Origin of the sequence: Streptomyces glaucescens, from assembly GCF_002154375.1 — a bacterium.
In the GTDB taxonomy this organism is placed as follows: Bacteria; Actinomycetota; Actinomycetes; order Streptomycetales; family Streptomycetaceae; genus Streptomyces; species Streptomyces glaucescens.
Genome location: NZ_MUND01000402.1, coordinates 1 through 11,666 on the forward strand (window position 1 = coordinate 1; position 11,666 = coordinate 11,666).

The window sequence follows — 11,666 nt, forward strand, 5'->3', positions numbered from 1 at the left end:
GGCCAAGGCGGTCGAGATGCAGCTCTACGAGCCGCTGATCGTCCACGGACTGCTCCAGACGCCTGACTACACGCGGACGTTGCTCATGATGAGGCGCCCCGCGTACACCGAGGCGGAGGTGGAGCGGTTCTTCGCCGCGCGCATGTCCCGCAAGTCGGTCTTCGAGCGGGAGTCGGCTCCCGAGCTTGGCTTTGTCCTAGAGGAGTGGACGCTGCGGCGTCCGATCGGCGGGCGGGCGCTGCTCCGCCGCCAGCTGGAGCACTTGCTGGAGGTGGCGCAGCTGCGCCATGTCGAGCTTCAGGTGATGCCGATGAATCGCGAAGAGCACGCAGGTGTGGACGGGAGCATCGAGCTGCTGAAGTTCAAGGACGGCTGGTAGGCCGTTCCCCGGCTTTGGCCAATGGACGACCCGTCGAAGAGCCGAAACAGCTCCGTATCCTTGAACTGCGATATGGCATCATCCGGGCTCAGGCGCTCACCCCGCGTGAGTCGAGGGTCTTCATCGAAGAACTGCTGGGGGAGACATGATCCGCAACATCACGGCCGGGGACGGCTCCCAGCTGACGTGGTTCAAAAGCAGCTACAGCAGCAGCAGTGAAGGCGACTCCTGCGTCGAGGTCGCGTTCGACTGGCGCAAGAGCAGCTACAGCAGCAGCAGTGAAGGCGACTCCTGCGTCGAGGTCGCGTTCGACTGGCGCAAGAGCAGCTACAGCAGCGGCAGTGAGGGCGACTCCTGCGTAGAGGTCGCCACCACCCTCCGCACCATCCACATCCGCGACTCCAAGCACACCGACGGCCCTCGCCTCACCCTCGCCCCCGAGGCCTGGACGGACTTCCTGGTGTACGCGTCCCGCGGCTAGGCGGGGCCTTCGCTCGCGGTACCTTCGTCCTCTCGTCGAGGAGGAGAAGGCAACGTGAGCAAGTACGTGCGGCCGGCGGCCGAGGGGGCCGATCCGTTCGGGACGGGGCGGCTGCGGCGTGGGGTGTTGGACGCGTGGGCGACCAGTCCGGCGAGGTTCCGGGAGGACGCCAACGCCGAGGAGGACCTGGTCCTCGGCGGGTACCGGGACCGGCTCGTCGTCGAGCTGGCGCAGAACGCCGCCGATGCCGCAGCGCGCGCGAACGTGCCCGGCCGGCTCCGGCTCACCCTCCGGGACGGGGTGCTCGTCGCCGCGAACACGGGTGCCGCGCTGGACGCGGCCGGTGTCGAGTCCCTGTCCACGCTGCGGGCCTCCGCCAAGCGTGACACCCATGACCGGGCCGTCGGGCGGTTCGGCGTCGGGTTCGCGGCCGTGCTCGCCGTGACCGACGAGCCCGCTGTCGTCGGGCGGCACGGCGGGGTGCGCTGGTCGCTGGCCGAGGCGCGGGATCTGGCCGCCGAGGTGGCGCGGCACAGCCCGGGGCTGGGTGACGAGATCCGACGGCGGGACGGGCACGTGCCGCTGCTGCGGCTGCCGTTCGCCGCCGAGGGGCGGGCGCCGGAGCCGTACGACACGGCCGTCATCCTGCCGCTGCGGGACGCGGCGGCGGCCGATCTCGCGGAGCGGCTGCTGCACGCCGTCGACGACGCGCTCCTGCTCACCCTGCCGGGGCTGGAGGAGGTCGTCGTCGAGATCGGGGACGACGCCCCGCGCACGTTGTGGCGGCGGGCCGAGGGCGCGCTGACCGTCGTGGAGGATTCGCGGGACGGGACGACGACCTGGCGTACCTCGTCCGCGAACGGCTCGGTGGAGCCCGGTCTCCTCGCCGGGCGGCCGGTCGAGGAGCGGCTGCGGCCGTACTGGTCGGTCACCTGGGCCGTGCCCGTGGAGCAGGGGAGCGGGGCGCCCGCGCGGCCCCGGACCGCGCCGGTCGTGCACGCTCCGACGCCCAGTGACGAGCCCCTCGGCGTGCCCGCGCTGCTCATCGCCTCCTTCCCGCTGGACACCACCCGGCGGCACGCCGCGCCCGGCCCGCTCACGGACTTCCTGGTGGAGCGGGCGGCGGACGCCTACGCCGAGCTGCTGGCGGACTGGCGGCCGGTGACGGACGGAATCATCGACCTGGTGCCCGGGCCGCTGGGCAAGGGGGAGCTGGACGGGGCGCTGCGACAGGCGATCCTCGCCCGGCTGCCCCGGACGTCGTTCCTGCCGCCCGCGCTGCCGCCCGTCGAGGGCGACGGCGAGGTGCCGGAGTCGCTGCGGCCCCGGGACGCCGAGGTGGTGGAGGGCGCCGGGGCGGACACCGTGCGGGTGCTCGCCGAGGTGCTGCCCACGCTGCTTCCGGCGGGACTGGAGCGGCGGGTGGAGCTGCGGACCCTGGGCGTGGCCCGGGTGCCGCTGACGGACGCGGTGGACCGGCTGGCCGGGCTGGAGAAGGAGCCGGGCTGGTGGTGGCGGCTCTACGACAGTCTCGCCGGGGTGGACCCGGACCGGCTGTCGGGGCTGCCGGTGCCGCTCGCCGACATGCGGACGACGATCGGGCCGCGGCGGGTGCTGCTGCCCCTGGCCGACGCCACGGTGTCCGATCCGGAGGTGCTGGCCCGGCTGGGGCTGAAGGTGGCCCATCCGGACGCCGCGCATCCGCTGCTGGAGAAGCTGGGCGCGCTCCCGGCGACCCCGCGGGCGGTGCTGACCACCCCGCAGGTGCGGGCCGCCGTCGCCGCCTCCCTGGACGAGGACGGGGGCGGCGCGGGCTGGGAGGAGGACGCGCTCGACGCGGAGGAGCTGGCCGACACCGTGCTGACGCTGGTGCGGGAGGCGGGTCTGGAGCCGGGTGACGAGCCGTGGCTGGGCGCGCTCGCGCTGCCGGACGAGGAGGGGGAGCTGACCCCGGCCGGTGAGCTGGTCTTCCCGGACAGTGCCTTCGCGCGGGTGATGCGGGAGGGCGAACTGCCCTTCCTCGACGCCGAGCTGGCCGAGCGGTTCGGTGAGGCGCCGCTCGCCGCGTGCGGGGTGCTGGCGGACTTCGCGCTGGTGCGGGCCACGGACGTGGTCCTCGACCCGGACGAACTGGAGCCCCGGGACGGGGACTTCGCCGAGCCCGACGACCCCGGGCTGCTGGACGCCGTGGACGTGTGGTGCGAGGACATCCTGGACCGGTTCCCGGACACGCCGGTGCCGCCGGTGGCGACCGAGCTGGTCGCCGTACGGGACCTGGACCTCGTCGACGACGACAAGTGGCCGCAGGCGCTCGCCCTGCTCGCCCGGCCGCCGCTGCGCGACGCGCTCACCCAGCCGGTGCGGATCCTGCTGCCCGACGGCACCCATGAGGTCGTACGGCCGTACACGGCGTGGTGGCTGCGCGGGCACCCGGTGCTCGACGGCCGGCGCCCGGCCGGACTGCTCGCCGCCGGCGGTGATCCGCTGCTGCGCGGGCTGTACGAGGAGGCGGACGCCACCGGGTTCGACGACGAGCAGGTGCTGCGGGCGCTCGGGGTGCGCACCTCGGTGGCCGCGCTGCTCGACGAGCCGGGCGGCGCGGCGGAGCTGCTGGACCGCCTCGCCGACCCGGAGCGGCGGGTGACCGCCGCCCAGCTGCACGGACTGTACGGGGCGCTGGCCGAGCTTGACCCGGACCAGGTGACGCTGCCGGACGAGCTGCGGGCCGTCGTGGACGGGCGGGTGGAGGTGGTGGACGCCGCCGACGCGGTCGTCGTCGACTCGCCCGACCTGCTGCCGTTCACCGGCGGCGTGCCGCTGCTGCCGGTGCGCCCGAGCCGGGCCGCCGAGCTGGCCGAGCTGTTCCAGGTGCGGCGGCTGAGCGAGTCGGTCACCGGGGAGGTGACGAGCGAGGGCACCGGGCACGACGTACCGGACGCGGTGCGGACACTGCTCGGGCCGCGTACGCCCCGGTCGTACGTCGAGCACGAGGAACTGGTCGTGGACGGCGTGGAGATCGACTGGCGGGTGACCGCCGACGGGGTGCTGCACGCCGCCACCCTGGAGGGGGTCGCCGCCGGGCTGGCCTGGGCGGCCGGGCAGTGGCCGCGCCGCTTCGAGGTCGCGGCGCTGCTGGAGGACCCGTCACGGACGGAGGAGCTGGCGCGGGACCGCTGGTTCGACTGACACCGCTGGGTACGGCCGGCACCACCGTCGCGGGGCGGGCCGGTGAGGGATCTCGCGATTCCTCGCACGAATTCCTCACCGGACGTACAACCATTGGCCCGCGCCATGGATCTGATCATGCGAGTCAACAGACTCCGTGATCACTTGGGCCCCGTACGCACCTCACCAGCCGTGCGGTTCGACGGGCGGCGGGGCCCCTTTCTCTCCACGGGGAAGACACATGCGTATCCGCACCACCCTCGGCGCCGTCTCCGGTGCCCTCGCCCTGTCCGTCGTCGTCGCGCCGGTCGCACAGGCCGCCGACGCCCCGAGCCGCGGTGACCGGGTCGCCTCGGTGCTGGCCGCCCACGAGGCCGCCTCCGCCGGGTCGGACCGCAGCGCCTTCTCCGCCGCCGCCGCGGACGAGGGCACGCCCTACGCCCTGAACCTCACCTTCTCCGGTGTGAAGGTCAACGGCGGCAAGCCGATCGCGGTCGGCACCACCGCCAAGAAGACCGTGCCGCTGACCTTCAAGGTGACGCACGCCGCGGACATCGACCTGACCGCCGAAGACTTCGAGATGGACGTCTTCATCTACCGCGGCACCCTCGAGAAGCCGGTCAACGTGCTGATCGGCGACGACTACCCGGTGTGCACCGCCACCTCGGCGACGACCGCGTCCTGCAAGGGCACCGTCGACATCCGCCCGGCCGACGGCGACCTGATGAACGCGGACGCCACCACCTGGAAGGCCGTCGGTTACGCCGTGGACTGGAACGACCAGCTCATGGCCGACGAGCCCGACTGGAGCAAGGTCGGCTACACCGAGGCCGACAACCTGGCCACGACCCGTCTGCAGCGCTTCTCCAAGCTGACGGTCAACGCGAACCCGGAGCCGGTGAAGAAGGGTGCCACCCTCACCGTCACCGGCCAGCTCTCCCGCGCCAACTGGGAGACCGGCAAGTACAACGGCTACGCCGGCCAGTCGGTGAAGCTCCAGTACCGCACGAAGAACGCGACCAGCTACACCACGATCAAGACGATCAAGACGAACAGCTACGGCAACCTGAAGACCACGGTCAGGGCGTCCGCCGACGGCTACTACCGCTACAGCTTCGCGGGCACCACGACCACCCCGGCCGTCAACGCCGCGGGTGACTTCGTCGACGTGCGCTGAACACCTCCCGCGGCATCCGCCGCGACCACGGCCCCGGACGCCATCCGGGGCCGTGCGCCTTTCCGCGTCCGGACGCGTTTTTCAGCCGTCGTGCCCGGCCCGGGCAACCACCCGCCCCTCAAGTCCATCTGACCACTTGAGTCATGACTCGACTTCACGAACATTCACTTGGGGAACGCATGCGCATACGAGCCACCGTGGCCGCCGTCTCCGGCGCCCTGGCCCTCTCCGCCCTTGCCGTCCCGGCCGCACAGGCCGCCGGCGGGACCGCCCAGGACGGCGACTACCGCGCCGACGCCGCGAAGATCGCCCGGGCCGCGAACGACCGGGCCCCGGGGAAGCCGTACGACCTGAACGTCACCTTCTCCAACTTCAAGGTCGCCAAGGAGATCAAGGTCGGCACCGGCGCCCACGTCTCCCGCACGGTCACCTACACCCTGACCCACGGCGCGGACGTCGACGTGAAGTCCGCCGACTTCCTCACCGCCCCCTACCTGTACCGCGGCAGCTTCGACGCCCCGACCGCCGTGCCGCTGGCGGGCAACAACCCCGCCACCTGCAAGGCCACCTCGGCCACCACCGCCGCCTGCACCGGGAAGATCGACATCTACCCGGCCCAGGACGACCTGCTCAACCGCGACGCCGGCACCTGGAAGGGCGCGGCCCTGGCCATCGACTACAACGGCCAGGACCCGGAAGGCTTCGACTTCGACATCACCAAGGTCGGTTACGCCGACCAGGGCAACCTCGGCACCGCGCTGATCCAGCGCGCCTCCCTGCTGACCGTCGACGCCACGCCGGAGCCGGTGAAGAAGGGTGCCACCCTCACCGTGGCCGGCAAGCTGTCCATCGCCAACTGGGAGACCCACAAGTACTCCGGGTACGCCAACCAGTCGGTGAAGCTGCAGTTCCGCACGAAGAACGCCACCAGCTACACCACCGTGAAGACCGTCAAGTCGGCCGCCGGCGGTGTCCTGAAGACCACGGTCAAGGCGTCCGCCGACGGCTACTACCGCTACAGCTTCGCGGGCAACGTCGCCGTCCCGGCCGTGAACGCCGCGGGCGACCTCGTCGACGTGCAGTAACCCTCGGGGACCCTCACGCGGGGAACCGGCGGCCGACCCACCTCCACAGCAGCTCCAGGGCGGCCGCCGCTCCCGCCGCGATGCCCACCGCGATCCACGGCATCGTCACCCCGACCAGCTTCAGCGCGAAGAAGTCCTGGAGCCACGGCACCACCAGCACCACCACGAACGCTCCGCCCATCGCCGCGACCAGCGCGATCCGCCACCAGGTGTAGGGGCGGGCGATGATCGCCAGCACCCACATCGAGATCAGGAACAGCGTCAGCGTGGCGGCACTGGTCTCCGCGTCCAGCGCGCCCGGCCCCGAGTAGTGGTGGCCGGCGATCAGGTACGTCGCGAAGGTCGCCAGCGCGGCCAGCGCGCCGCCCGGGATCGCGTACCGCATCACGCGCCGCACGAAGTTCGGCTTCGCCCGCTCCTTGTTGGGCGCGAGCGCCAGGAAGAAGGCCGGGACGCCGATGGTGAGCGTGGACAGCAGGGTGAGGTGGCGGGGCAGGAACGGGTACTCCACCTGCCAGCAGACCACCAGGATCGCCAGCAGCACCGAGTAGACCGTCTTCACCAGGAACAGGGTCGCCACGCGCGTAATGTTGCCGATCACCCGCCGGCCCTCAGCCACCACCGACGGCAGGGTGGCGAAGCTGTTGTTCAGCAGCACGATCTGCGCCACCGCCCGGGTCGCCTCCGAGCCGGAGCCCATCGCCACCCCGATGTCGGCGTCCTTCAGCGCGAGCACGTCGTTCACGCCGTCACCGGTCATCGCGACCGTGTGCCCGTGGGACTGGAGCGCGCCGACCATGTTCCGCTTCTGCTGCGGGGTGACCCGGCCGAAGACCGTGCCCTCGTCGAGGACCTTCGCCATGCCCTCCCGGTCCTCGGGCAGCGAGCGCGCGTCCACCACGCCGCCGCTCAGGCCCAGCTTGCCCGCGACCGCGCCGACGGAGACCGCGTTGTCGCCGGAGATGACCTTGGCGCGGACGTTCTGCTCGGCGAAGTAGCGCAGGGTGTCGGCGGCGTCCGGGCGCAGCCGCTGCTCCAGGACGACGAGGGCGGCCGGCTTGGCGCCCCGGGCGACCTCGGCGGAGTCCAGGTCGTCCCCGGCGGCGCGGGCGAGCAGCAGGACGCGCAGGCCCTGCTCGTTGAGCCGCTCGGTCTCGGTGAGGGCCGGGTCGTCGGGGCCGAGCAGGACGTCGGGAGCGCCCAGCAGCCAGGTGCTGGTCTCGCCGTCGCCCTCGCTGAAGGAGGCGCCGCTGTACTTGCGGGCGGAGGAGAACGGCAGGGACTCGGTGCAGCGCCAGTCCTCGACGTCCGGGTAGGCGTCGATGACGGCCTGGAGGGAGGTGTTGGGGCGCGGGTCGGACTCGCCGAGGGCGCCGAGGACCTGGCGTATGTACGCCTCCTCGTGGCCGCCCAGGACGCGCAGCTCGGTGACGTCCATGCCGCCCTCGGTGAGGGTGCCGGTCTTGTCCAGGCAGACGGTGTCGACGCGGGCCAGGCCCTCGATCGCGGGCAGCTCCTGCACCAGGCACTGCTTGCGGCCGAGCCGGATCACGCCGATCGCGAAGGCGACGGAGGTGAGCAGGACCAGGCCCTCGGGGACCATGGGCACGATGCCGCCGACGGTCCGGGCGATGGAGTCCTTGAAGTCGGTGTCCTTGACCACCAGCTGGCTGATGATCAGGCCGATCGCGGTCGGGACCATCATCCAGGTGACGTACTTGAGGATGGTGGAGATGCCGGATCGCAGCTCGGAGTGGACGAGGGTGAACCGGGAGGCCTCCTCGGCGAGCTGGGCGGCGTAGGCCTCGCGGCCCACCTTGACGGCCTGGAAGGCACCCACGCCGGCCACCACGAAGCTGCCGGACATCACCCGGTCGCCGGGGCGTTTGACCACCGGGTCGGCCTCGCCGGTGAGCAGCGACTCGTCGATCTCCAGGCCGTCGGCCTCGACGCACACCCCGTCGACGACGACCTTGTCGCCGGAGCCGATCTCGAGGACGTCGTCCAGGACGATCTCCGAGGTGCCGACCTCGGCGGCGGCCCCGTCGCGGCGCACGGTGGGCCGCACCTCGCCGATCAGGGCGAGCGAGTCGAGGGTCTTCTTGGCCCGCCACTCCTGGACGATGCCGATCCCGGTGTTGGCGAGGATGACGAAGCCGAACAGGCTGTCCTGGATCGGCGCGACGAACAGCATGATCACCCAGAGCACGCCGATGATCGCGTTGAAGCGGGTGAACACGTTCGCCCGGATGATGTCCGCCATCGACCGGCTGCTGCGCACCGGCACGTCGTTGACCTGTCCGCGCGCCACCCGCTCGGCCACTTCCGCGGCCGTCAGCCCGCCGGGCCGCACCGCGGAGAGGGGGCGCGCGGGCCCGGGGTGGGCGTCCGCGTCGATGTGGGTCATGCATTCGACGGTACGTGCGGACCCGGGGCTTCACTCGCCGAATGCGCGGAAGATCCGACCAGGGGAGGAGAGGTGTCCCGGGGTGTCCCGCCACGGTCGTACGGGTCGGATGGGCCCTTCCGGGAAGAGGTGCCCTAGGGGGTGTTTGACGACACCCCCTAGGAGGTCCGCTCCCGTGCCGCGGCCCGTTTCAGGGCGGCGTCCCGCCTGCGGACGTACCAGATGCCGATCAGGCCGAGGCCGCCGCCGGCCAGGCAGGTCCACACCCACCAGGTGTGCCCGTGCTCGTCGAACCAGCCGTAGAAGGGGAGCTGGACCAGGAAGAGGACGAACCAGAGGATCGTGCCGCCGGTGATGGTGGCGACCACGGGGCCCTCCAGGGGCTCCGGCGCCTCGTGTTTGGGGGATCCCGAAAAGATGGGGGCCATGCCGAGCAGTCTAGGCGCGGATCGGGTCTACGCGCGGAGATGGCAATCAAGGACTCATATGTTCATACTGAAACCGTTTGTCTCTGACCACTTCTGCTCGTAGGAAACCACAAATGACCACCTCGGCTCCCGCCAAGGTCCCCACGCCCGAGCAGCCGGGCAAGGCGTCCGCGTACGGCGCCCTCGACCGCTACTTCAAGATCTCGGAGCGTGGCAGCACCCTGGCGCGCGAGGTCCGTGGTGGTCTGGCCACCTTCTTCGCGATGGCGTACATCATCGTGCTGAACCCGATCATCCTGGGCAGCGCGAAGGACATGTACGGCAACCAGCTGGACAACGGCCAGCTGGTCACCGCGACCGCGCTGACCGCCGCGTTCACCACCCTGCTGATGGGTGTCGTCGGCAACGTCCCGATCGCGCTCGCCGCCGGTCTCGGCGTGAACTCCGTGGTCGCGCTCCAGCTCGCGCCCCGGATGTCCTGGCCGGACGCGATGGGCATGGTCGTGCTGGCCGGCTTCGTCGTGATGCTGCTGGTCGCCACGGGCCTGCGCGAGCGCGTGATGAACGCGGTGCCGTTCGGGCTGCGCAAGGCGATCTCCATCGGCATCGGCCTGTTCATCATGCTGATCGGTCTGGTCGACTCCGGTTTCGTCTCCCGGATCCCGGACGCCGCCCACACCACCGTCCCGCTCCAGCTCGGCGGCGACGGCCACCTCAACGGCTGGCCGGTGCTGGTCTTCATCCTCGGCGCCCTGCTCACCCTCGCGCTGATCGTCCGCAAGGTGCCCGGCGCGATCCTGATCTCGATCGTCGTGATGACCGTCGTCGCGGTCGTCATCGAGGCCGTCGCCAAGGTGCCGTCCTGGGGTCTGACCACCCCGAAGTGGCCGGGCAACCCGGTCGCCACCCCGGACTTCGGCCTGGTCGGCGAGGTCAGCCTGTTCGGCGGGTTCGAGAAGGTCGGCGTGCTGACCGGTGTCCTGTTCGTCTTCACCGTGCTGCTGTCGTGCTTCTTCGATGCGATGGGGACGATCATGGGCGTCAGCGACGAGGCCAAGCTGACCGACGCCCAGGGCCAGATGCCGGGCATCAACAAGGTCCTGTTCGTCGACGGCATCGCGGTCGCCGCGGGCGGCGCCAGCTCCTCCTCGGCCACCACTGCCTTCGTGGAGTCGACGGCCGGGGTCGGCGAGGGCGCCCGCACCGGTTTCGCCAACGTCGTCACCGGCGGTCTGTTCGCCGTGGCGCTCTTCCTGACCCCGATCGCCACCATGGTCCCGTCCCAGGCGGCCACTCCGGCGCTGCTCGCGGTGGGCTTCCTGATCCTGGCGGGCTCGGTCAAGGAGATCGACTGGGCGGACTACACGATCGCCGTCCCGGCCTTCGTGACGATGCTGATGATGCCGTTCACCTACTCGATCACCAACGGCATCGGCATGGGCTTCATCACCTTCGCCGTGCTGCGGCTGGCGGCCGGGCGGGGCCGGGAGGTCCCGGCGGCGATGTACGCGGTGTCGGCGGTCTTCGCCTTCTACTACCTGATGCCGGCGCTCGGTCTCACCTGAGCCGTGCCGCGCGCGGGGCGGACGGGGGTGTGACGACACCCCCTAGGTGACCCCGTAGAACTTCTCGGTCTCCTCGACGGCGGCCTGGAAGCGCTCGTCGAAGTCATCGCGGATGAGCGTCCGGACGACATAGTCCTGGACGCTCATTCCTCTTTTCGCCGCGTGGCGCCGGAGCCGTTCGAGCAGTTCCCCGTCCATCCGCAGGCTGAGCACGCTGGTCCCCATGGAGACGAGGGTCGGCGCACACCGTGGGTGGTGGATGACATTCCTCTTCCGAATCACTCTTTCGGGTGCTGATCGGCTTTTCGTGGTACGTGTCACGGGAGGGGAAGGCTGTTCGAGTGGTCCTTAGCGAGGGTAATGAGTTACGCTAAAGAACATGCCGGACCTTAACCATGGCGACGACACCGCCGCCGTGAACTCCCTGCGCTCCGCGGTCATGCGGCTCTCCCGTCGGCTCAAGCACCAGCGGGTCGACGAGTCACTGAGCCCCACCGAGATGTCGGTGCTGGGCACCCTGTCCCTCTGCGGCAGGGCCACACCGGGCGAACTCGCCCGCAAGGAGCACGTCCAGCCGCCGTCGATGACCCGCATCGTCGCGCTGCTGGAGGGCAAGGGACTGGTCCGTCTGGAGCCGCACCCCGAGGACCGGCGCCAGAAGGTGGTCACGCCGACCGAACAGGCCGAGACCATGCTGGAGGAGAGCCGCCGCAAGCGGAACGCCTTCCTGGCCACCCTGGTGGAGGGCCTCGACGAGGACGAGTGGGCCAAGCTGCGCGCCGCCGCCCCCGTGCTGGAGAAGCTCGCGCACCTGTAGGCAGCAGTCGCAAGGAGGAGGCGAACCCTTTTGAGTACGGGATCCGGAGCAGACTCCGCCCCCGCACCGACCACCCACGACCCCGCATCCGCCCCCGAGGCCCCCCGCAAGGCCAAGGCCTCCATGTTCAGCTCGCTGAAGATCAGGAACTACCGCCTGTTC

At 71.1% G+C, this 11,666-nt stretch carries 9 protein-coding genes and 1 pseudogene; 7 read left to right on the top strand and 3 right to left on the bottom strand.

Annotated features, from left to right (window positions below; genetic code table 11):
- The 5 genes and pseudogenes from CCN42_RS24955 to CCN42_RS24975 form a co-directional block, all read left to right on the top strand.
- Nucleotides 1-528: pseudogene (locus CCN42_RS24955) on the top strand (DUF5753 domain-containing protein); the annotation flags it as partial.
- Nucleotides 525-860: a DUF397 domain-containing protein gene (locus CCN42_RS24960; RefSeq protein ID WP_086738977.1), complete on the top strand. Its 336-nt coding sequence runs from the start codon at nucleotides 525-527 to the stop codon at nucleotides 858-860. The pseudogene CCN42_RS24955 and the gene CCN42_RS24960, both read left to right, overlap by 4 nt.
- A 54-nt stretch (nucleotides 861-914) precedes the next feature.
- Nucleotides 915-4,046, top strand: a complete 3,132-nt coding sequence (locus CCN42_RS24965) for a sacsin N-terminal ATP-binding-like domain-containing protein (RefSeq protein WP_086738979.1) — start codon at nucleotides 915-917, stop codon at nucleotides 4,044-4,046.
- Nucleotides 4,047-4,266: 220 nt separating this feature from the next.
- On the top strand, nucleotides 4,267-5,202 hold the full coding sequence (locus tag CCN42_RS24970) for a hypothetical protein (RefSeq protein ID WP_086738981.1): 936 nt from the start codon (nucleotides 4,267-4,269) through the stop codon (nucleotides 5,200-5,202).
- A gap of 179 nt (nucleotides 5,203-5,381) precedes the next feature.
- Nucleotides 5,382-6,287, top strand: coding sequence for a DUF5707 domain-containing protein (locus CCN42_RS24975; RefSeq protein WP_086738982.1), 906 nt, complete (start codon nucleotides 5,382-5,384; stop codon nucleotides 6,285-6,287).
- Between the two features lie 13 nt (nucleotides 6,288-6,300).
- On the opposite strand, the gene CCN42_RS24980 is transcribed toward CCN42_RS24975, so the two are convergent.
- Both CCN42_RS24980 and CCN42_RS24985 read right to left on the bottom strand, forming a co-directional pair.
- Entirely contained in the window at nucleotides 6,301-8,694 is a 2,394-nt protein-coding gene (locus CCN42_RS24980; protein ID WP_086738984.1) for an HAD-IC family P-type ATPase, read from the bottom strand.
- Between the two features lie 158 nt (nucleotides 8,695-8,852).
- Entirely contained in the window at nucleotides 8,853-9,122 is a 270-nt protein-coding gene (locus CCN42_RS24985; RefSeq protein ID WP_107427641.1) for a DUF2530 domain-containing protein, read from the bottom strand.
- Nucleotides 9,123-9,235: 113 nt separating this feature from the next.
- Here CCN42_RS24985 and CCN42_RS24990 point away from each other — a divergent pair, with 113 nt between their 5' ends.
- Nucleotides 9,236-10,687, top strand: coding sequence for an NCS2 family permease (locus CCN42_RS24990; RefSeq protein WP_086168756.1), 1,452 nt, complete (start codon nucleotides 9,236-9,238; stop codon nucleotides 10,685-10,687).
- 42 nt (nucleotides 10,688-10,729) lie between these two features.
- Here the strand turns inward: CCN42_RS24990 and CCN42_RS24995 are convergent, their stop codons facing one another.
- On the bottom strand, nucleotides 10,730-10,912 hold the full coding sequence (locus tag CCN42_RS24995) for a ribbon-helix-helix protein, CopG family (RefSeq protein ID WP_086738986.1): 183 nt from the start codon (nucleotides 10,910-10,912) through the stop codon (nucleotides 10,730-10,732).
- 154 nt (nucleotides 10,913-11,066) lie between these two features.
- Here CCN42_RS24995 and CCN42_RS25000 point away from each other — a divergent pair, with 154 nt between their 5' ends.
- Nucleotides 11,067-11,504, top strand: coding sequence for a MarR family winged helix-turn-helix transcriptional regulator (locus CCN42_RS25000; protein ID WP_086738987.1), 438 nt, complete (start codon nucleotides 11,067-11,069; stop codon nucleotides 11,502-11,504).
- The last annotated feature ends 162 nt before the right edge of the window (nucleotides 11,505-11,666 follow it).